Origin of the sequence: Streptomyces sclerotialus (assembly GCF_040907265.1) — a bacterium.
GTDB lineage: Bacteria > Actinomycetota > Actinomycetes > Streptomycetales > Streptomycetaceae > Streptomyces > Streptomyces sclerotialus.
Map to the genome: position 1 here is coordinate 869,099 of NZ_JBFOHP010000002.1, position 21,062 is coordinate 890,160.

Below are 21,062 nucleotides of genomic sequence, written 5' to 3' on the forward strand. Positions count from 1 at the left end.
ATGATCCCTCAGGGGTGGGGGGCTTCTTCGGGCGGGGCGGCATGAGCGGCGGCGGTGGTCGCCGGCTGCGCGGTGAGCCGTTCGCGGGGGTCGCGGCTCGCGAAGTAGCCGATGGTGCGCTTGATCCCTTCTTCCCACGCCACCTTGGGCTCCCAGCCGAACATCTCGCGGGCCAGGTTGGTGTCGGGCCGCCGCCGTTCGGGGTCGTCCTCGGGCCGTTCGACGTACCGCAGTTCCGACCGGGAGCCGGTCAGCGCGATGATGCGGCGCGCGATCTCGGCGACGGGCGTCTCCTCGCCGCCGCCGATGTTGACCGGCCGTACCGCGCGGCTCGCGGCCACCAGCAGGATGCCGTCGACGGTGTCGTCGACGAAGCACAGCGAGCGGGTCTGCTCGCCGCTGCCGGCCACCGTCAGCGGCTCGCCGGCCAGCGCCTGGCAGATGAAGGTCGGAACCGCCCGGCCGTCGTGCGCGCGCATCCGGGGTCCGTAGGTGTTGAACATCCGCACGATGCCGGCATTGCTGCCCTTGGCGCCGACGTGGGCGGTGACCAGCGCTTCGGCGAACCGCTTGGACTCGTCGTACACGCTGCGCGGGCCGACCGGGTTGACGTTGCCCCAGTAGTCCTCGCGCTGCGGGTGCTCCAGTGGGTCGCCGTACACCTCGGAGGTGGAGGCGAGGACGAAGCGCGCGCCGTCGCGGTGCGCGACGGCCAGCGCGTTCCGCGTCCCGAGACTGCCGACGTCCAGCGTCTCCAGCGGCATCCGGAGGTAGTCCACGGGCGAGGCCGGGCACGCGAAGTGCAGGACGAGGTCGTAGGGGCCGCGGAGTTCCTCGACGCACTGCGGAAGGCAGACGTCCCGGTCCAGGAAGCGGAAGCCGGGACGTCCGAGCAGGTGCTCGATGTTCTCCATGGATCCCGAGCAGAGGTTGTCCACGCAGTCGACCTCGACGTCGCTCTCCAGCAGACGTTCACAGAGGTGGGAGCCGAGGAAACCGGCGCCGCCGGTCACGAGCGCTCGGCGCCACGTCGGTCGCAGGGGCAGGGCTGTCACCCGTCGTCCTCCTTTGTGTGCGGCAGAGTCTGGGCAGCACGGACACTGAGTGTCCCCTTTCGATGCTTTTACGCATCTTCGTACTGTTCTACCGGCGACTGTCCGGGTACGCCTCCCGAGTGCGCACTGAGCGAAGGAGCAAACTTCCCATGCACCCACCGCTTCGAGCCCTCACCGACGATCTGCTCTCTCGCCCCGGTGGCCCCGGACGGACGCTGCTGACCGGGTGGTTCAGCTTCGACGACGGCGAGGTCACGGTCGGTGACGCGCTGGCCCAGCGCCGGGTGTCCGAGGCGCTCACGGCGTGCGGCATCTCCCACGACACCGCCTGGAGCCGGGGCTTCGCACCGGACCGGATGCCTCTGGACGCCGCCGACCCCGCCGCCTACGGCCATGTCCTCTTCACCTGCGGACCCGCGCACGGCGAGCAAGTGCGGCGGCTGCACCGGCAGTTCGCCGGCTGCCGGCGGCTCGCCGTCGGCGTGAGCGTCATCGACCCCGCCGACCCCGCGGTGACCGGCTTCGACCGGGTCTTCGCGCGGGACGAGCCGGCCGCCGCGCCCACCGTCGACCTGGCCGCCTCGGCACCCGTGCACCCGGTGCCACCCGTCGTGGGCGTGGTGCTGACCTACGGGCAGGGCGAGTACGCCGACCGGCGGCGGCACGACACGGTCGGTGAGCGGCTGGCCGAGTGGCTCACCCGGCTGGACTGCACACGGGTGGCCGCCGACACCCGGCTGGCGATCGACGACTGGCGGCACTGCGCGACCCCCGAACAGTTCATGGGGCTCGCGGCACGCCTCGACGCCGTGCTCACCAACCGGCTGCACGGCATGGTGCTGGCGCTGCGCGCCGGCACCCCGGCGCTGGTCGTCGATCCCGTACTGGGCGGCGCCAAGGTCACGGCCCAGGCGCGGGCGCTGCGCTGGCCCGCCGTCCTGCCCGCCGACGGCGTCACGCCGGGGACGCTGGACCGGTGGTGGGAGTGGTGCCTCTCCCCCGCGGGCCGCGCGGCGGCCGGGCGGCGGGCGCGGCTCATGGAGCGGGCCCGCGGGGCCCACCGGCCATGATTACGTTCCGCGATTCCGGTAACCCGAGGGACAGGAACAGTCCGTCCTGTATGAGGAGGAATCGTGCTCAGCGCCATCGCCGACGTACTGCGGGCCATCGGCAGCACCATCGCCGCCGTGGTGACGCTCCCCTTCCGTGCGCTCGCCCGGCTCTTCGGCGGCGCCTCGCGAGGCGCCCACTAGCCCCCGCCCCCGACCTCACGAGGAGTGCAGGCATGACGGGTGACCAGCGGAAGACCGCGCATGCCCTGCTGAAGACGCACGGGCGGACGTACGCCGCGGAAGCAGGCATCAAGCTCCGCGACACCCCGCAGCCCCTCTACCAGCTGCTCGTACTGTCCTGCCTGCTCAGCGCCCGTATCCGGGCCTCGGTGGCGGTCGCGGCGGCCCGTGAGCTCTTCGAGGCCGGCATGCGGGACGCCCGGAGCATGCGGGACGCCACCTGGCAGCAGCGGGTGGACGCCCTGGGCCGGGGCAGCTACCGCCGGTACGACGAGCGCACGGCCACCCAGCTCGGCGACGGCGCCCAGCTGCTGCTCGACGACTACCAGGGTGACCTGCGGAAACTCCGCGACGAGGCCGGCGGCGACGTGGGCCGGCTGCGTGAGCTGCTGCAGAAGGTGCCAGGACTCGGCCCGGCCGGCGCGGACATCTTCCTGCGCGAGGCCCAGGCCGTCTGGCCGGACCTCGTCCCGTACATCGACGCCAAGGCCGTCCAGGGTGCGGAACGGCTCGGCCTGCCGAAGGATTCCGGTGCGCTGGCACGGCTGGTGCCCGGCAAGGACACCGCCGCCTTCGCCGCCGCCCTGGTGCGCGCCGCACTGGAGAAGTCCGTGGTGGAGGACGTGACGGAGGAGACCTCCTGATCGCGGCGGACGCCCTGGAGCGGACACGCTGCCCCGGAGGGGACATGCTGCACCGGAGCGTACATGCGGAAGGGGCCGGGACACGTGCGTGTCCCGGCCCCTTCGTCCGGTCGGGGTACCTGCGTTCCTGCCGTCAGGCGGCGGTCCGGTAGGCCTCCGCGGTGGCCGGAGCGGTCCGCAGGAGAGTGCCCTTGCGGGTGTGCAGCAGCGCGCCCACGCCGGTCACACCCGCGATGATCAGGCCGCCCAGCACCAGCGCGCCACGCGCACCGGCCCACTCCATCAGGAGGCCCAGCAGCGGCGGGGCGACCAGGCCCCAGCCGGTGCTCAGGCTCCGCCAGACGCCGAGCACCCGGCCCCGCATGTTCGCCGGCGGGTCGGTCTGGAGCACGGTGGTGCCCGCGGTGTCGGACACCGCTTCCACCACCGACATCGGCAGCACGAGGACCAGCAGGAAGATCAGCGAGGGCGAGAGCCCCGCGACGATCTGGAGCAGCGCTCCGGCGGCGGCCAGCGCGCCGACGAGCTTGACCGAGGGGCTGCGCAGCCGGGCGGCGAGGATCGCGCCGACGATGCCACCGGCGGCCAGGACGGAGGAGACCGTGCCGAACGCGCCGGCGCCCGCGCTGAGCGGCCCGGTGACCAGGACGGCCAGGGTCAGCTGGTAGTTCCGGCCGAAGATCGCGCTCAGGCCGGTGATCACGGCCAGCGCGACCAGCCGGGGACGGCGCAGGAAGAAGGCCATGCCCTCGCGGGCCGTCATGGCGGGCTCCGTGTCCGCCTCGGCGGGCGCGGCCGCGGGTTCGGGCGCCTTCTCCAGGCTCACCTTCGCCTGCTGCGACCCGGTGTCCTCGCCCCCCGCGCGCAGCGCCTTGCCGACCGGGCGGAGGAAGGGGATGACCGCGGCCACGAAGAGGAAGGAGAAGCCGTTCGCGGCGTAGGCGGCGCCCGTGCCGAGGACGCCGACGGCCACACCGGCCAGCGCCGTACCGCCCAGCCGGCCCACGCTGTGCACCAGCGAGCCGACCGCGATGGCCGAGGGGACGTCCTCCCGGCGTACCAGGTCGTTGCCGAGCAGCGCGGTGGCGGGCCCGTCGACCGTGGCGATCAGACCGGTCACGGCGGACAGCGCCATGAGCAGGCCGTAGTTGAGCTGGTCGGTCGCCACGAGGAACGCGGTGGCGAAGGCCACCAGGCCCAGCACGCCCTGGCTCACCGCGGCGGTGAGCTTGCGGGGCCAGCGGTCGACGGCGGCGCCGCCGAAGAGGCCCATGAGCAGACCGGGGCCGGCCTGTACGGAGAGTGACAGGCCGGTGGCGGCCGCGGAGCCGGTGAGCTGCAGCACCAGCAGGTTCTGCACGGTCAGCTGCATCCAGGTGCCGGCGTTGGAGACCAGGTTGGCCACCGACCACCAGCGCATGCTGCGGTAGCGGAGCGAGCGCCAGGGCGCGTGGTCGCCGCCGTCGCGCGTACGGCCGCGGCCGAACAGGTAACGCAGGTTGGCGGTGTACCGGCGGACCGCGGAGGGGGCCTTGCCGCCGCGTGGATCGCCGGCGGGTTCGCCCGGCTCGGCGACGGGTTCGGCGGGGTCCGCGGCGGCGGACGGGTGCGCGGACGGCGTCTGCCCGGGCGTGGGCTCGGGAGCAAGGACGGGAGAAGGCACAGCGGAAGACACTTCGTGAAGAGCCCGTCAGGCTCGGAAAGCGGCTCGGCTGGCGCGCGGGCACGACTGCGTGCGGCGGCGGGCCGGGGTGCCGAGATCGGTCGGTGCCGGGCCGGGGCGGACGGTGCACGCCCCGGGCACGACGAGATCCGACTTTCACACACCGGTGCGGCCGGCGAAACGCCCTGCGGGTGCGATGGCCGTCACCCTGTCGCGCATCCCTTGCGCCCCAAGGGTTCCGCCGAGTGGGTGCGGATTCTCACAGCGGGCGGTGGACCGGTGGCAGGCGGGTACTCGCTGACAGCCCGAAGTTGCGTTTGCGCGATATGTGACGGTTCCGCAGGGTGGGGTGCACCGGTGCAGAAACGGGCACCCGTGCTGCACGGGCCGGGAGAAGACACCGAAGAAGGCACCGGAGGACACCGGGGAAGGCACCGGCGAGATCCCGCGGAACGGCGGTCCAGGAGAGGAGAGCGGCCATGTCCGACGAGGCGATGGGTGACGAGGTCTACCAGCCGCCCGCCTACGAAGTGGCGGCCAAGCCCGACGACCTCGACATGGAGGACGCCCTCGACGAGCCGGACGCCGATGAGCAGCTGGACCAGGGCTATTCGCCGCCCGAGAAGCCTCTCGGGGTGAACAAGACGGGCACCACGGCGAACGAGCAGCGCGAGGGCGAGAGCCTGGACGAGCGGCTCGCCGAGGAGGTGCCGGACGTGACACCGCCCGAGGGCGACGGCATCGGCGACGAGGTGGACAGCGACGGCGAGCCGGTGGACGAGCAGGTCGGCGAGGACCGGGCCGGCCGGATCGTCGGCGGCGACCAGGGCTACCCCGACCGCGGCCGGAACGCCAACGACGTGGTCGCCCGGGACGTGGGCATCGACGGCGGTGCCGCGGGCGCGGAGGAGGCCGCGATGCACGTCGTGGACGACGAGAACGTCAACGACGACCAGTCCCCGCCGCTGCGCTGAGGCGGTAGAAAGGGGGCATGAGCGAGGGCGCGGGACAGGCACACGAGGACGACGTGGACGCGGTGACGCGTGCCGTGCTGACCGCGTCCCGGGTGCTGGTGGCCGTCTCGGCGCGCTCGCTGGCCGCCATCGAGGGGACGGTGACGCTGCCGCAGTTCCGGCTGCTGGTCGTGCTGTCCGCGCACGGCGGCGCCAAGCTGGTGACCGTCGCGGAGCTGCTGGGCGTCAACCCCTCCACCGCGCTGCGCATGGTCGACCGGCTGATCGCGGCCGGTCATGTGCGTCGCGAGGTCAATCCCCACAACCGTCGAGAAACGATTCTGCAGTTGACCGGCGAGGGGCGGCGCATCGTCGAGGAGGTCACCGCGCGGCGGCACGCCGAGATCGCGGAGATCGTCGCGCGGATGCCGGCGCCCCGGCGCGCCGAACTGGTGGCGGCGCTGACCGCCTTCGCCTGCGCCGCCGGTGAACCCGCGGCGCAGGCCGTCGAAGCCGATCCCTATCCCCTGGGCTGGGCCCCTCCCGGCGCCCCCTGACGGCGGCCCGGCCCACGCCGATCCCCGGAGCTGTCCGCCATGACCACCGCCGACGACACCCGGGCCCGTACCGGCGAGAACACCACCGCCGTACGCGGCCCGCTCGTCCGCTTCCTCGACGACCCGTTCCGCACCGGCCGCGACGCGGCGTTCACGTACACGCCCGACGCGCTGCTGATCTGCACCGACGGCCGGATCACCGCCGTCGGCGACCACGCGGCGCTGCGCCACCGGCTGCCCGCCGGCGTCACTCCGGCGCACTATCCGGACCACGTCGTCGTCCCCGGCTTCGTCGACACCCACGTGCACGGCGTGCAGACCGATGTCATGGCGGCGACCGGCGCCGACCTGACCGGCTGGCTGGAGCGGCGCGCGTTCCCCGAGGAGGAGCGGTTCGCCGACGGCCGGTACGCCCGCGAGGCCGCCGCCGCCTTCTGCGACCAGCTGCTGCGCAACGGCACCACCACGGCCCTGGTCTTCGGCTCCGTCCACCCCGGCTCCGCCGACGCGCTGTTCGAGGCGGCCGCCCGGCGGAACCTCCGTATCGTCTGCGGCAAGGTGCTCATGGACCGCAACGCACCCGACGCGCTGCTCGACACGGCGCAGAGCGGTTACGAGGAGTCCAAGGCGCTGCTGGAACGCTGGCACGGCAAGGGGCGTGCCCGGTACGCGATCACGCCCCGCTTCGCTCCCAGCAGCACGCCGGAACAGCTGGAAGCGGCCGCCGCGCTGTGGCGGGAGCACCCCGGCGCCCTCCTGCACACCCACGTCTCGGAGACCCCGGACGAGGCCGAGTGGGCCCGCTCGCTCTTCCCCGGCCGGGCCGGCTACCTCGACATCTACGACCACTACGGGCTGCTCGGGCCGGGCGCGGTACTCGCGCACGGCGTCCACCTCTCCCCCGCCGAACGCGACCGCTGCGCCGCCACCGGCACGGCCCTCGCCCACTGCCCCGGCTCCAACCTCGCCCTGGGCAGCGGACTGTTCCCGCTGCGCGAGACCGCCGGCGGGCCGCGCCCGGTGACCGTCGGGCTCGGCACCGACGTCGGCGCGGGCCCCACCTTCTCGATGCTGTCGACGCTGTACGAGGCGTACAAGGTCGCGGCCGTGCGCGGCGCCCCGGTCGACACCGTGCAGGCGTACCACCTGGCCACCCGGGGCGGGGCCGCGGCGCTCGGCCTGGCGGACACCGTCGGCTCCCTCGCGCCCGGCCAGGAGGCGGACTTCGCGGTGCTCGATCCCCGGGCCACCCCGCTGCTCGCCCGGCGCGCCGCACGCACCGAGGACATCGAGGAGCTGCTGTTCGTGCTCGCGGCGATGGGCGACGACCGCGTGGTCCGCGCCACGTACGTGGCGGGACGCCTCGCCCACGACCGGGACACGGCGCCGGCGGGGCGGGGCGAGGGCGCCCCGTAGGACGGAACCGGGGGCCGGCCCGATGGCCGGCGTACCGGCCGGTCAGCGGCCGAGGGCCTTGGCCAGCTCGTCCTTGTTCATCGAGGAACGGCCGTCGATGTTCTTCTTCTTGGCCTCGGCGTAGAGCTGGTCCCTGGTCGGTCCCTGCGGGCCCGTACGGTTGCCGGAGCGCTGGCCGCCGCGCTGCGGCGCGGACTTCCGGTCCTGGGTGGAGGTCTTGCTCGCGGTCTTCGACTCGCCCGAGCGGGCCCGCTCCTTGTTGACCGTGCGCGCGGCGATCTCCTTCGCGCGGCCGGTGGAGGTGCCGCGCTTCTGGGCGCCCTCCTTGATGTGCTCGTACTGTCGCTCGCGCTTGTTGCTGGAACCTCGCGGCATGTCACGTCTCCTCGTGGTCGGCCCCGGCCCGCCGGGAGCGCGGGCAGGTGGCACGTTCCACTCCACCTCTCACCTGCGCGGTCCGCGAGAGGAGGGGGGCCGTTCGGGCACGCCGTCGGCACCGGCCAGCCGGACCGCGCACTCCAGCATCATGGCGTGCACGAACGACTGCGGCAGGTTGCCCCGCAACTGACGCTGCGTGATGTCGTACTCCTCGGCGTACAGCCCCGCCGCGCCGCACGCGGCGCGGTTGCGCTCGAACCAGCGGTACGCCTCAACTTCCCTGCCCTGCTGGTGTTCCGCCAGCGCCATCGCGAAGCCGCAGAGCACGAAGGCGCCTTCCGCCGCCGCCAGCGGCCGGTCGTCGTGCCGGAACCGGTAGGCGTAGTGGTGGTCGGTCAGCCGCTCCGTGTACGCCTGCAGTGTGGCGCGGGTGCGCGGGTCGTCGGCGGACAGCGCGCCGCGCAGCGCCGGTATCAGCAGTGCCGCGTCCAGGGCCGGGTCGTCGGCGGCGCGCTGCCAGTGGCCGTCGGGGTGCAGTGCGGTGGCGGTGGTGGCGGCGAGGAGGGTGTCGGCGAGCTCGGTCCACCTGCGCGCCTGCGGGCCTGGCGGTCCGGCGGCGGCCATCGCGCGCAGCCCGGCGGAGCAGATGAGGCGGCTGTGCGTCCAGGCGCGGGGCTCCAGTTCCCAGATGCCCGCGTCCGGTTCCTGCCAGCGGCGGGCGACGGCGTCCGCGGCGATCTCGGCGGCCTTGCGGCCGTCGCCGTCGAGCCGGCCGGCGCGGGCCGCGGCGGCGAACAGCAGCAGTGCCTCGCCGAAGGCGTCGAGCTGGAACTGCCGGTTGACGCGGTTGCCGATCCGGTCGTAACCGCCGGGGTAGCCGGCCAGGTCCAGTTCCCGCTGGTCGGGTACGGGACCGCCGTCGACCGTGTACGCCGGGCTGAGCTCGGGGCCGTCCTCGCGCAGCCGGGCGCCGATGAAGCGGACCGCCGCGTCGAGCAGCGGGTACTGCCCGGCCGCCGCCGCGGCCTGGCCCGCGTAGCACTGGTCGCGGATCCACACGTACCGGTAGTCGTAGTTGCGGCCCTCTTCGGCGCGTTCGGGCAGGCTGGTGGTGGCTGCCGCGATCAGCCCGCCGCTCGCGCCGGTCATGCCGCACAGCACGGCGTACGACTGCCGGGCGTCCCCCGCGGCGATGGTGTCGTCCAGCGCGGGCACGGCCTCCCGCCAGGCCTGTTCGGTACGGGCCCAGGCGGCGCCGGGCTCCGGGGGCGGGCCGGGCGGCGGGGTGCGGCCGATCTCCAGGACGAGGTCGTGCCGTTGCCCGGCGTCGAGCCGCAGGTCGAGGACGAGGCGGGTGGCGCGGCGGGAACCGGTGCCCCGGCCGGTGCCGGTACGCGCGTCGGTACCGCCGGTCTCCGTGTGCACGCCGACGGCCGCCTCCGCACCCGCGTCCGTCGGGGCGTCCGTCAGGCGGGCCGTGGCGCCGCCCGTCCAGCGCAGGTGGAGGCCGCCGGCCCGGGCGGTCCACACGCCGTGCTCGTCGCGGTGCGGCTCGGTCAGCGGTGCGGCGCCGTAGCCGGCCAGCGGGTGCAGGACCACCCGCAGGCGGGCCGGGCCCTGGCAGGCCTCGACGCGGCGCAGCAGGACGACGCGGCCGGGGTCGCCCGGGTACGCGAGCGCCTCCCGGCACTCGACGATGCCGCTCTGGGTGATCCAGCGGCTGCGCCAGATCAGCGTGCCCTCTTCGTAGTGCCCGCCCGGCACGTACCGTTCCTCCGGGGTCACCGCGTACGTCCCGCCCCCGCCGATGAGGGTGGCGAAGACCGCCTCGTCGTGCCAGCGCGGGGCGCACAGCCAGCAGATCTCGCCGCGCGGGCCGACCAGCGCCGCACGCTCGCCGTCGGCCAGTACGGCGTAGTCGCGCAGCGCCTGCGGCGGGAAGGCGTGGCTTTCGGGCGGTTCGACGGTGCTCATCGGTCTCCGGAGGGGGTGGTGCGGAGTGTGCTCGGTGGGGCGGTTCAGCCGGTGCGGTACTGCTCGGCCAGGTCGGCGCGGAGCGTGAGCCCGTGTCCGGGTGCCCCGTCGGCGCCGGGCCGGATGCTGCCGCCGGCCGGGTCGAGGGCGCCGTCGAAGAGCAGGTTCTCGATGCGTACGTGGTCGTGGAACCACTCCAGGTGCCGCAGGTTGGGCACGGCGGCGGCTGCGTGCGCGTGCACGTGCGGCGCGCAGTGGCCGGACAGCTCCAGCCCGTTGGCCTCGGCGAGCGCGGCGGTGCGCAGCCAGACGGTGAGGCCGCCGCAGCGGGTGGCGTCGGCCTGCAGGCAGTCCACCGCGTCCGCGCGGAGCAGGTGCCCGAAGTACGGCAGGGTGTAGCCGTATTCGCCGGCGGTGACGTCGGGGGTGACGGCGGCGCGGACGTGGGCGAGGCCGGTGAGGTCGTCGGAGGAGACCGGCTCCTCGAACCAGGTGACGCCCTGCTGCGCGAGGTGCGCCGCGACCCGGACGGCCTGCTTGCGGGAGTAGCCGCCGTTGGCGTCGACGTAGAGGTCGGTGGTGTCGCCGATGGCGCGGCGGGCGGCGGTGACGCGCTCGGCGTCGCGCCAGGTGGCGCTCCCCCACGACTCCCCGATCTTGATCTTGACGCGGGGGATGTCCTGTTCCTCGACCCAGTGCCGCAGCTGGCGCTCCTGCTGCCCGGCGTCGTACGTGGTGAAGCCGCCGCTGCCGTACACCGGTACATCGGTCCGGCAGGCCCCGAGCAGCCGGACCAGCGGGAGGTCCAGCAGCCGGGCCTTGAGGTCCCACAGCGCGAGGTCGACGGCCGAGACCGCCCCGGCGATCAGGCCGGGCCGTCCGGCGTTGCGGACGGCCCGGTGCATCGCCTCGTTGGCGGCCGGCACGTCGAGGGCGCAGCGGCCGGTCACCACGTCCGCCAGCTGGCCGGTGACGACCTGTGCGGTGGCGGGCGCGCCGTAGGTCCAGCCGAAGCCGGTGGTGGCTCCCGAGCGCACGGTCACCAGCACCAGCGTGGTGGAGTCCCAGGTGAGGGTGCCATCGCCCTCCGGAGCGTCGGTCGGGACGGTGTAGACCGCCGTCCCGACCGACTCCACCGGGGGTTCGGTGCCCCCTTCGTGCTCAGCTGCCATCACGCGTTGCGGTCGTCGTCGGCGCCGGGCCGGTCCTCGCGGTGCCGGTGGCCGGGCAGCATCTCCTGCATCTTGGCCTTGATGCCCTGCTTGAGGACGTTGCCGCGGTCGCTGTCGCCCTTGAGGACGGCGGCCGCTGCGGCCTCGATCTGGTCGAAGCTGGCGTGCGGCGGGATCGGCGGCACGGCCGGGTCGGTACGGAAGTCGATGACGAACGGGCGGTCGGCGGAGAGCGCCTGGCGCCAGGCGGACTCCACGTCACCGGGCTTCTCCACGCGGACGCCGCCGAGGCCGATGGAGCGGGCGAAGTCGGCGTACGGCACGTCCGGGATGTGCTGCGAGGGCTCGAACTGCGGGGCGCCGGACATCGCGCGCATCTCCCAGGTGACCTGGTTGAGGTCCTCGTTGTTCAGGACGGCGACGACGAGCCGCGGGTCGGACCACTGCTGCCAGTACTTGCGCGCGGTGATCAGCTCGGCCATGCCGTTCATCTGCATCGCGCCGTCACCGACGATGGCCAGCGCGGGCCGCTCGGGGTGCGCGAACTTGGCGCCGATGACGTACGGCACGCCGGGGCCCATGGTGGCCAGGGTGCCGGACAGCGAGCCGCGCATGGCGCCGCGCATCCGCAGATGGCGCGCGTACCAGTTGGCGGCGGAGCCGGAGTCGGCGGCCAGGATCACGTCGTGGGGCAGCAGCGCGTCCAGTGCGTGCACGACGTACTCGGGGTTGATCGGGTCCGCGTCCACGGCGGCGCGCCGCTGCATCACCTCCCACCAGCGCTTGGTGTTCTTCTCGATCTTCTTGCGCCAGTCGCCGTGCTTCTTCCGCTTCAGCTGCGGCAGCAGCGCCCGCAGTGTCTCCTTGGCGTCGCCGACGAGGTTGACCTCGAAGGGGTAACGCATGCCGACCATGTGCGCGTCGATGTCGATGTTGACGGCGCGTGCCTGGTCCAGCTCGGGCATGAACTGGGTGTACGGGAAGCTGGAGCCGATCACGACGAGGGTGTCGCACTCCATCATCAGCTCGTACGAGGGCCGGGTGCCGAGCAGGCCGATGGCGCCGGTGACGTACGGCAGGTCGTCCGGCAGCGCGTCCTTGCCCAGCAGCGCCTTGGCGACGCCCGCGCCGGTGACGTCGGCCAGCTCCTCGACCTCGGCGCGGGCGCCGCGGGCGCCCTGCCCGATGAGGACCGCGACCTTCTCGCCCTCGTTGATGACCTTGGCGGCGTCGGCGATGGCGGGCTTCGCGGGGAGCGGGGCGTAGTCGGCCATGCCCAGGCTGGAGGGCACCATCTTGAACGCGTGCTGCGGCGGGGAGTAGTCCAGCTCCTGCACGTCGGCCGGGATGATGACCGCGGTGACGGTCCGCCGGGCGATCGCGGTGCGCATGGCCCGGTCGATGACGTTGGGCAGCTGCTCGGGGACGGTCACCGTCTCGCAGAAGTCGGAGGCGACGTCCTTGTAGAGGCTCGCGAGGTCGACCTCCTGCTGGTACGAGCCGCCCATGGCGCTGCGGTTGGTCTGGCCGACGAGCGCGACGACGGGCACGTGGTCGAGCTTGGCGTCGTAGAGGCCGTTGAGCAGGTGGATGGCGCCGGGCCCGGAGGTAGCGGCGCAGACGCCCACCCGGCCGGAGAACTTGGCGTAGCCGACGGCCTCGAAAGCGGCCATCTCCTCGTGCCGCGCCTGGACGAACTCCGGCTTGTTGTCGGCCCTCCCCCAGGCGGCGAGCAGGCCGTTGATGCCGTCACCCGCATAGCTGAAGACATGGTCGACGTCCCACTCGCGCAGCCGCTGCAGGATGTAGTCGGACACCTTGATCGACACTTGGTATACCTCTCACTTTCCGGTGGGTGACGTGCGGTGCGAGCGGCGGGCCGACCGGACGGCCAGGACGGCCGCGGCGCCGAGCGCTGCCAGCGCGCCCGCGGTGAGCAGCCGGCCGTCGCGGGCGCTGACGTCGGGCCGCTGCGCGAGCGCTTCGGGCCGGGTGGCGGGCAGCGGCCCGTCGAGACCGAGCGCGAGGACCTCGGCGAGGTGCAGCGCGCGCCGCCCGGTGCCGCCCTGCTCGATCTGGGTACGGCAGCTGAACCCGTCGGCGAGGACCAGGGCGCTGGGCGCCGCGTCCCGTACGGCGGGCAGCACGCCCAGCTCGCCGACCTTCATCGACAGGTCGTGGTGGCCGCGTTCGAAACCGAAGTTGCCGGCCAGCCCGCAGCAGCCTTCGTCCAGCACCTCCGCCTGGATGCCGGCCCGGCGCATCAGCTCCCGGTCGGCGTCGTCCTTGAGGACGGCGTGCTGGTGGCAGTGGGTCTGCACGGTGGCGGTACGGGCCAGCCGGGGCGGCCGCCAGTCGTCGGGCGCGTGGTTCAGCAGCTGCTCCGCGAAGGTGCGGAACTGCCCGGCGAGCCGCTGGACGTCCTCGTCCTCCGGCAGGAGTTCGGGCGCGTCGGCACGGAAGACGGCCGCGCAGGACGGTTCCAGCCCGATGACCGGCGTACCGGCCTCCAGCCAGGGCCGCAGGGCGTCCAGGGTGCGGCGGAGCACGTGCTTGGCGGTGCGCAGCTGCCCGGTGGAGATCCAGGTCAGCCCGCAGCACACGGCCTGGGTGGGCACGGTGACGCGGAAGCCCGCGTCCTCGAGCACGCGCACCGCCGACTTGGCGATGGAGGGGTGGAAGTACGTGCTGAAGGTGTCGGGCCAGAGGAGGACCGTGCGGGGATCGGCGGGGTCGGGCTCCGGCGCCTTGCGCGCCCGCCACCACTGGACGAACGACTCCTCGGCGAGGACCGGCGCTGTGCGCTCCCCGGCGACGCCGGCCGCGAGCTTCCCGAGCCGTCCGATGCCGGGCGCGCTCAGCGCGGCGTTGACCAGCCGTGGCGCCGCCCGGGAGAGCCGGGCCCACAGCGGCAGCCAGCCCATCGAGTAGTGTGCCGCGGGCCGCAGTCGCCCCTCGTAGTGGTGCGCGAGGAACTCGGCCTTGTAGGTGGCCATGTCGACGCCGACCGGGCAGTCGGACTTGCAGCCCTTGCAGGCCAGGCAGAGGTCGAGGGCGTCCCTGACCTCGGTGGAGCGCCAGCCGTCGGTGACGGGCGAGTCGGCGTGCCCGCCGAGCATCTCGAAGAGCAGCCGGGCACGCCCGCGGGTGGAGTGCTCCTCCTCGTCGGTCGCCCGGTACGAGGGGCACATCACGCCGCCGGAGTGGGTGCGGCAGTTGCCGATGCCGACGCAGCGCATCACCGCGCGGGTGAAGGAGTGGTCGTCCTCGGGGTAGCCGAAGTGCGTCTCGTGGCTGTCGGGGCGCCAGCCGGCGCCGAGCCGGAGGTTCTCGTCCACCCGGTAGGGCGCCACGACCTTGCCGGGGTTCATCCGGTCGTCCGGGTCGAACAGCGCCTTGAGCTCGCCGAACGCGGTGACCAGCCGCTCGCCGAACATCTTCGGCAGCAGCTCGCCGCGGGCCTGCCCGTCCCCGTGCTCGCCGGAGAGCGACCCGCCGTAGGAGGCGACGAGGTCGGCGGCGCGGTGCAGGAACTCCCGGAACGCGGCGACGCCCTCGGCGGTCTTGAGGTCGAAGGGGATACGGGTGTGCACACAGCCCTGGCCGAAGTGCCCGTAGAGGGACGGGTGGTCGTAGTGGAACTCCGCGAAGAGCCGCTTGAGGTCGCGCAGGTAGTCGCCGAGCTTGTCGGGCGGTACGGCGGAGTCCTCCCAGCCCTCCCAGGTCTCGCGGTCGTCCGGGGGCCGCGCGGTCACGCCGAGCCCGGCCTCGCGGGCCTTGAGCATCTTCTGCTCGCGCTCGGGGTCGTCGGAGAACGCCACGTCGGGGTCGCCCTCGCTGCGGTTGATCGCGTGCAGCAGATCGCACGCCTGCCCGTCGACGTCCTCCTGGTTGTCGCCGCTGAACTGCAGCAGCAGCCAGCTCTCGCCCTCGGGGAACCGTTCGAGGGAGTCCAGGAAGGCGCCCTCCTCGCGCATGAGCTGGGCCATCCGCCCGTCCAGCGCCTCCAGCTGGGTGGGACGGCAGTGCTTCAGCAGCCGGGGCACGTCGTCGGCGGCGGCGCAGATGTCGTCGTACCCGAGGACCAGTATGGCCTCGGCGGCCGGTACCGGTACCAGGTCCAGCTCCGCGTGCAGGACGGTGACCAGCGTGCCTTCGCTGCCGATCAGCGCGCGGGCGAGGTGGAACTCGTTCTCCGGGAGCAGCGCGTCGAGGTTGTAGCCGGAGACGCGGCGCGGGATGCGCGGATAGCCGCGCCGGATGTCGGCCAGGTAGCGGTCGGCGATGCGGCGCAGCCCCTGGTACAGCTCGCCCCTGCGGCCGCCGGCCCCGACGGCCTCCTCGAACTCCGCGTCGGTGGTGGCCCCGACCCACATCCGGGTGCCGTCGTAGGTGAGCACTTCCATGCGACGCACGTTGTCGGCGGTCTTGCCGTACGCCTGCGCCGAGGCGCCGCAGGAATTGTTGCCGATCATGCCGCCGAGTGCGCAGTGGCTGTGCGTGGACGGCTTGGGCCCGAACTTCAGGCCGTGCTCCGCCAGCTGCCGGTTGAGGTCGTCCAGCACGATGCCGGGCTCGACGACACAGGTGCGGCGCTGCGGGTCGACCGAGACCAGACGGTGGCAGTACTTCGTCCAGTCGATGACCACCGCCGTGTTGGTGCACTGGCCGCCCAGGCTGGTGCCGCCGCCCCGGGAGAGCACCGGAGCGCCGAACTCCGCGCAGACCTCGACCGCCGCGGCGCCCGCTTCCACGTCGCGCGGAGCGACCACGCCGATGGGTACCTGCCGGTAGTTCGAGCCGTCGGTGGCGTACGCGCCCCGGCTGCCCGCGTCGAAGCGGACCTCGCCGTCGACCCGCTCGCGCAGCGCCCGCTCCAGCGCGGCCACGTCCAGGTCCGTCCCGCCGGACACCGCGCGCTTGCGGTCGGTCAGCGCCGCTCGTTCGTTCGGGGCCATGGTCACCTTCCTCGTCCGTCTCCGCCTCGGCACCGCCGCCGTCGCCGGGCCGCCCGCCCCTGTGCCGCCGGAACGCCCGCCGGCGGCACAGGGGCGGGCGTACCGGGAAGCCGCGGCGGGCCGGCGGTCCGGCCCCGGACCGGGGTTACTTGCCGCGCCCGGTGACGAAGTCCCGGGCCCGGTCGACCAGTCCCGCGCCGGGGGCCAGCAGCTTGTTGGCGGGCGGGGTGCTGGGGGCCTTGGGGTGCGGCCGGGTGGGCGCCGTCTTCTTCGCGCTGCGGATCTTCTCGCCGAGCTCGTCCAGCTCCTCCTGCGGGCAGGCGTCACGCAGCTGCGGGAAGAGCCGGCCCTCCTCGTCCCTGACGTGCTCGGTGACCTCGGTGCGCAGCTTGACGACGAGGTGGCTGAAGTCGGGATGCTCGGCCCCGGTCTTCTCCAGGCTCTTCAGCAGTGTTTCCACCCGGCCGTGGTCGGCTGTCTCCTTGTCGGCGAGCGCGTCCCCGTCCGGGAGGTGCCTGCGCACCGCCGGGTAGAGGTGCTGCTCCTCGGCCACCGAGTGCCGGACCAGCTCGATCGTCAGCTCGTCGGCCAGCCGCTTGCGCTCCTCCGACCCGGGGACGGCGCCCTCGATGCGTCGGAAGAGCTCGGTCACCTCGCGGTGGTCAGTGGTCAGTTCCTGGATGACGTCGCCGCCGTGACCCATGAGTACTGCCACCTTTCCTGGAAGCGGCGCGGACCGGACCTTCCGGGCGCCATCGGACGAGTTCCCGATACCTCAGTCCCGTAACGCCGCAACTCGACCGATCGGGAAGGATTGGGCCGAATGGCCGACTTATCCGTAAAGGACTGCGCGCCGGGCCGGTTCGACGGTCACCGGCCCGGCGCTTCCCATCCCCATGGGAGCCCATGGCCGACGTCCGGGTCCCATGCACCGCGGCGGGCAAACCTCCGCGCGCCGAAAATTCGCCGATACCGGCAGGTCAGGGCTGGTGCGGGAGGGGCGCGTCAGGCCATCGGGGTCAGATCGGCCCGGCCGAACAGCAGGGCGTACCCGCGGGGCAGCTGCGCCAGGATGCGTTGCAGCAGTTCCTCCCCCAGATGGGCGCCGACGGCGGTGAGGACGGTGCTGGCGTCCCAGCGCGCGGTCGCGTGCGTGGCGCCCTCCGTGCGGGCCGCCAACCGGTCCACGAACTCGCAGGCGGTCCGCCGCCGCTCGTCCGTTATGTCACCGGCGACGATCCGCGCGGCCTCGGGCGGCAGCGACCGGAGGAAGGCGACGCGCTCCGCGCCGGTGAGCTGGCCGGCGAAGGCCACCAGTATGTGCCGGACGGCCCGCTCGGCCTCCGCCATGGTCCGGTAGCGCCCCGAGGTCCGCACCGCCGCGAGCAGGTCGCCGCCCATGATGCCGCCTCCTCTGGTCCCTTCCATGGTGCGGCTCCCGCCCGGAGCCGCAACCCATGCGCAGGGCGGGCCCGCGTCCCGCACCGACGCGCGGCGGCCGTCGCCCTCCGTACGGGCGCATCCCCGCACCGGCAGGCTTCGGCCAGGCCGGGGAGGGGCACCCGTCCCCGCATGTCCCACATCTCAGATCTTCCCGGCATCGACGAGTCGTACTGGATGGCCAGCGCGCACACCACCTCGTACGCCCCGCTCACCGAGGACACCGAAGCCGACGTGACGGTGATCGGAGGCGGCATCGCGGGGCTCTGCACGGCGTGGGAGCTGTCGAGAGCCGGCCGGCGCGTCGTCGTCCTCGAAGCGGACCGGATCGCGGCGGGCGTCACCGGCTACACCACCGCCAAGCTCTCCGCGCTGCACACCCTGGTCTACGACCGGCTGCGCCGCACCCGTGGCAGCGGAGCCGCGCTCCAGTACGCCGTCTCCCAGCAGGGCGCGGTCGAGCGGGTCGCCGAGGTCGCGCAGGAGCTGGGCATCGACTGCGAGCTGGAGCGGTTCCCCGCGTTCACCTACGTCCGTGACCCGGCGGGCACCGACCAGCTGCGCGCCGAGGCCGACGCCGCGCAGGAGGCGGGCCTGCCGGCCTCGTACGTCACCGAGACCGGGCTGCCGTTCGACGTGGCCGGTGCGGTGCGCGTCGAGGACCAGCTCCTCTTCCATCCCCGCAAGTACCTGCTGGCGCTCGCCGAGGACCTGCGGGGACACGGCGGTGCGGTGTACGAGCGGACGCGCGCCACCGGGCTGCACGAGGGCTCGCCCTGCCGGGTGACGACCGAGACCGGCGCGACGGTGACCTCCCGCGAGGTGGTCGTCGCCACGCACTACCCGGTGTTCGACCGGGCCCTGCTGTTCACCCGGCTCTCGCCGCGCCGGGAGCTGGTGGTCGCCGCGCCCATCGAGGCCGGCCGGGACATCGGCGGGATGTACATCACCGAGGAGGAGGGCAAGCGCTCGGTACGCACCGCGCCGTACGGCGACGACCGGCGGCTGCTCGTCGTCACCGGCGAGACCTTCACCCCCGGTACGGGCGACACCGTCGAGCGGTTCCGGAAGCTCGCCGGCTGGACCGAGCGGAACTTCCCCGGCACGGAGGTCGCCTACCGGTGGGCGGCCCAGGACAACGACTCCACCGACACGGTGCCGCTGGTCGGGCCGTTCCACCCGGGCGCCCGGCACACCTACGTCGCCACCGGCTTCGGCGGCTGGGGGCTGAGCGGCGGTGTGATGGCGGGCCGCCTGATCGCCGGGCTGATCGCCGGGGACCCGCCGCCGTGGGCCGGGCTGTACGACCCGCGGCGGCTGTGGGGTCCGGTCCGGGAGGCGCCCGCCTTCCTCAGCCACCAGGCGAAGGTCGGCCTGCACTTCATCGGCGACCGGCTGCGCACCACGCACGTCGACTCGGTCGCGGACATTCCGCCCGGAACCGGCGCGGTGGTACGGGTGGACGGCCGGCGGTGCGCGGTGTACCGGGACGAGGACGGCACCGTGCAGGCGGTCTCGGCCCGCTGCACCCACCTGGGCTGTCTGGTCGCGTTCAACGCGGCGGAGACGGCGTGGGAGTGCCCCTGCCACGGCTCCCGCTTCGGCACGGAGGGCACCGTACTCCAAGGTCCGGCGCTGCACCCGCTGGAGCAGCTGGACATCGGCACCGACGTGTAACGGCGGGCCCGCGGGGCACCCAGGACGGGCACCTTCCGTCCGCCTCGCCGACGCGTCGGCGGCAGAGAGGAAACAGCTGATGAGCAGTGCTTCCCAGCGGCGGGTCGTGGTGACCGGCGCCACCGGTAACGTCGGCACCAGTGTGGTCCGCGTGCTGAGTGAGGACCCGCAGGTCGACGAGGTCCACTGCGTCGCGCGCCGCATGCCGCGCAGCTCGCCGGAGAAGACCACATGGACCGCGGCCGACATCGCGGACGAGGCGTACGACCTCGCCGCCGACTTCGCGGGCGCGTCCGCCGTGGTACATCTCGCCTGGGCCTTCCAGCCCACCCACCGCCCGCCGGAGACCTGGCGCACCAACGTCCTCGGCAGCATGCGGGTCTTCGAGGCGGCGGCCAGGGCCGGCGTGCCCGCGCTGGTCCACGCGTCCTCGGTCGGTGCCTACTCCCCCGGCCCCAAGGACCACAAGGTGGACGAGGAGTGGCCCACCCACGGCTGGCCGGACGCCGCTTACTGCCGCGAGAAGGCGTACCTGGAACGGGTCCTGGACGGCTTCGAGCGGGACCACCCCGACATGCGGGTGGTCCGCATGCGCCCGGGGTTCCTCTTCAAGGAGGAGTCGGCGTCCGAGCAGCGGCGGATCTTCGGCGGCGTCGCGACACCCGCGCAGCTCGGCAAGCTGGCCCGTCCCGGGCTGCTGCCGTTCCTGCCGGACATCCCGGGCCTGCGCTTCCAGGTGCTGCACACCGACGACGCGGCCGGCGCCTACCGGCTGGCCGTCCTCGGTGAGGCACGCGGCGCCTTCAACCTCGCGGCCGAACCGCCGGTGGACATGCCCTTCCTCGCCCGGCTGCTGAAGGCCCGTACGGTACGGATGCCCGCGGCGGCCGCCCGGGCAGCGCTCGGCACCGGCTGGCGGCTGCGGCTGGTACGCGCCTCGCCGCACCTGTTCGACGCGGTGCTGGGGCTGCCGCTGATGGACTGCCGCCGGGCGCGCGAGGAGCTGGGCTGGCGGCCGGAGCGCACCGCGACCGAGGCCGTCGAAGCGCTGCTGAGCGGGCTGCGGAACGAGAGCGGAGCGCCCACGCCGCCCCTGGCGAGCCGGCCGAAAACCGCCTGACGGGCCGGGTGCGCCGGGCCGCCGCCGGGGTTGCTGCGCCGTTGGGCCGAACCTGATCGTCACGGGTTTCCGCGGCCGCGGTGACGGGCACTCCGGGAGCGCCGCCGGCAGGTCACCGCGCCACCGTGCGCGCCGCGGACGGCTCCGGCGGCAGGCAAGCCCGCAAGCACCGATCCTCTGGAGGACGACATGGCGGACAAGGGGAGCGGGCCGGACAGCCCGCTGCACGACGACGAGGTGAAGAAGCGCCTGAAGGGCGAGCTGCAGGCCAATCGCGGCATCCGGGTGGAGGAGGAGCACGAAGCCGAGCCCGCGGGTGAGGACCAGCCCGCGGTGCAGCGCTCCCCGGAAGGGACCCTCGAAGGCGGCACACCCCCGGGGATGTCCGGCGGCGACGTGGAGCTGCGGTCGGAGCTGGCCCGCCACCTGGAACCGAGCATCTACCCCGCCGACCGAACCACCGTGCTGGACTCGCTGCGCAGCAACAACGCGCCGGACAGCATCCTGGCGCGGGCCGAGAACCTGCCCGGCGGGCAGCAGTTCGGCAACGTGCAGGACATCGCGCGGGCGCTCGGCCTCGGCACCGAGGAGCGCCGTACCTGAACCGCAGCGGCGGACCCGGGCGCGCACGCCGCCCCGTCCGTCCTCCCCCGGACATGGTTGCGCCGGGCCGGATTCTCCCTTCCGGCCCGGCGCCTTCCCATCTCCCAATGGCCGGCCGCTCGGCCAGGGTGCCGAGTGCCACGCTCTCCCGGACGCAAAC

The 21,062-nt window shown here is 73.7% G+C and carries 18 protein-coding genes; 9 read left to right on the forward strand and 9 right to left on the reverse strand.

The window, feature by feature from the left end; genetic code table 11:
- Nucleotides 1-8: 8 nt before the first annotated feature.
- Nucleotides 9-1,055 carry an NAD-dependent epimerase/dehydratase family protein gene (locus AAC944_RS03955; protein WP_051871236.1) on the reverse strand — a complete coding sequence of 349 codons (1,047 nt, stop codon included), beginning with the start codon at nt 1,053-1,055 and terminating at the stop codon, nt 9-11.
- 149 nt (nt 1,056-1,204) lie between these two features.
- On the opposite strand from AAC944_RS03955, the gene AAC944_RS03960 reads away from it, so the two are divergent.
- From AAC944_RS03960 to AAC944_RS03970, 3 genes are all read left to right on the forward strand, one after another.
- Entirely contained in the window at nt 1,205-2,125 is a 921-nt protein-coding gene (locus AAC944_RS03960) for a polysaccharide pyruvyl transferase family protein (RefSeq protein ID WP_030606404.1), read from the forward strand.
- A gap of 63 nt (nt 2,126-2,188) precedes the next feature.
- Nucleotides 2,189-2,308 carry an LPFR motif small protein gene (locus AAC944_RS03965; protein WP_281179349.1) on the forward strand — a complete coding sequence of 40 codons (120 nt, stop codon included), beginning with the start codon at nt 2,189-2,191 and terminating at the stop codon, nt 2,306-2,308.
- 32 nt (nt 2,309-2,340) lie between these two features.
- Entirely contained in the window at nt 2,341-2,991 is a 651-nt protein-coding gene (locus AAC944_RS03970) for an HhH-GDP family DNA glycosylase (RefSeq protein WP_030606401.1), read from the forward strand.
- A 133-nt stretch (nt 2,992-3,124) separates the two neighbouring features.
- On the opposite strand, the gene AAC944_RS03975 is transcribed toward AAC944_RS03970, so the two are convergent.
- On the reverse strand, nt 3,125-4,411 hold the full coding sequence (locus AAC944_RS03975; protein WP_030606398.1) for an MFS transporter: 1,287 nt from the start codon (nt 4,409-4,411) through the stop codon (nt 3,125-3,127).
- A 722-nt stretch (nt 4,412-5,133) separates the two neighbouring features.
- Between AAC944_RS03975 and AAC944_RS03980 the strand changes: the two genes are divergently transcribed.
- From AAC944_RS03980 to guaD, 3 genes are read left to right on the forward strand one after another with little or no spacing between them, the layout of a single operon-like run.
- Complete coding sequence (locus AAC944_RS03980) at nt 5,134-5,628, forward strand: DUF5709 domain-containing protein (RefSeq protein ID WP_030606392.1); 495 nt, start codon at nt 5,134-5,136, stop codon at nt 5,626-5,628.
- Nucleotides 5,629-5,645: 17 nt separating this feature from the next.
- Complete coding sequence (locus AAC944_RS03985) at nt 5,646-6,164, forward strand: MarR family winged helix-turn-helix transcriptional regulator (protein ID WP_030606389.1); 519 nt, start codon at nt 5,646-5,648, stop codon at nt 6,162-6,164.
- Nucleotides 6,165-6,203: 39 nt separating this feature from the next.
- A complete protein-coding gene (gene guaD, locus AAC944_RS03990) occupies nt 6,204-7,580 on the forward strand; it encodes a guanine deaminase (RefSeq protein ID WP_051871235.1) in 1,377 nt (458 codons plus the stop codon).
- A gap of 42 nt (nt 7,581-7,622) precedes the next feature.
- Here guaD and AAC944_RS03995 read toward each other — a convergent pair whose 3' ends face one another.
- From AAC944_RS03995 to AAC944_RS04025, 7 genes are all read right to left on the reverse strand, one after another.
- Nucleotides 7,623-7,955 (reverse strand): hypothetical protein, encoded by a 333-nt coding sequence (locus AAC944_RS03995; protein WP_030606384.1) that lies wholly within the window; start codon nt 7,953-7,955, stop codon nt 7,623-7,625.
- A gap of 69 nt (nt 7,956-8,024) precedes the next feature.
- Nucleotides 8,025-9,932 (reverse strand): glycoside hydrolase family 15 protein, encoded by a 1,908-nt coding sequence (locus AAC944_RS04000; RefSeq protein ID WP_037771013.1) that lies wholly within the window; start codon nt 9,930-9,932, stop codon nt 8,025-8,027.
- Nucleotides 9,933-9,976: 44 nt separating this feature from the next.
- Complete coding sequence (locus AAC944_RS04005; protein WP_030606377.1) at nt 9,977-11,104, reverse strand: enolase C-terminal domain-like protein; 1,128 nt, start codon at nt 11,102-11,104, stop codon at nt 9,977-9,979.
- Entirely contained in the window at nt 11,104-12,927 is a 1,824-nt protein-coding gene (locus AAC944_RS04010; protein ID WP_030606375.1) for a thiamine pyrophosphate-requiring protein, read from the reverse strand. Before AAC944_RS04010 ends, AAC944_RS04005 begins: the two co-directional genes overlap by 1 nt.
- Before the next feature lie 18 nt (nt 12,928-12,945).
- Nucleotides 12,946-16,062 carry an FAD-binding and (Fe-S)-binding domain-containing protein gene (locus AAC944_RS04015; RefSeq protein ID WP_078888193.1) on the reverse strand — a complete coding sequence of 1,039 codons (3,117 nt, stop codon included), beginning with the start codon at nt 16,060-16,062 and terminating at the stop codon, nt 12,946-12,948.
- A 145-nt stretch (nt 16,063-16,207) separates the two neighbouring features.
- The gene (locus AAC944_RS04020) at nt 16,208-16,765 is read right to left on the reverse strand and encodes a hemerythrin domain-containing protein (RefSeq protein ID WP_030606369.1); all 558 of its coding nucleotides are present in this window, start codon (nt 16,763-16,765) and stop codon (nt 16,208-16,210) included.
- A gap of 302 nt (nt 16,766-17,067) precedes the next feature.
- Nucleotides 17,068-17,490 carry a DUF2267 domain-containing protein gene (locus tag AAC944_RS04025; protein ID WP_051871234.1) on the reverse strand — a complete coding sequence of 141 codons (423 nt, stop codon included), beginning with the start codon at nt 17,488-17,490 and terminating at the stop codon, nt 17,068-17,070.
- Between the two features lie 144 nt (nt 17,491-17,634).
- On the opposite strand from AAC944_RS04025, the gene AAC944_RS04030 reads away from it, so the two are divergent.
- From AAC944_RS04030 to AAC944_RS04040, 3 genes are all read left to right on the forward strand, one after another.
- Nucleotides 17,635-19,179, forward strand: coding sequence for an FAD-dependent oxidoreductase (locus AAC944_RS04030; protein ID WP_030606365.1), 1,545 nt, complete (start codon nt 17,635-17,637; stop codon nt 19,177-19,179).
- Nucleotides 19,180-19,258: 79 nt separating this feature from the next.
- Nucleotides 19,259-20,299 (forward strand): SDR family oxidoreductase, encoded by a 1,041-nt coding sequence (locus tag AAC944_RS04035; protein ID WP_030606363.1) that lies wholly within the window; start codon nt 19,259-19,261, stop codon nt 20,297-20,299.
- A gap of 189 nt (nt 20,300-20,488) precedes the next feature.
- Nucleotides 20,489-20,902, forward strand: a complete 414-nt coding sequence (locus AAC944_RS04040; RefSeq protein WP_030606361.1) for a DUF2795 domain-containing protein — start codon at nt 20,489-20,491, stop codon at nt 20,900-20,902.
- Nucleotides 20,903-21,062 lie beyond the last annotated feature (160 nt).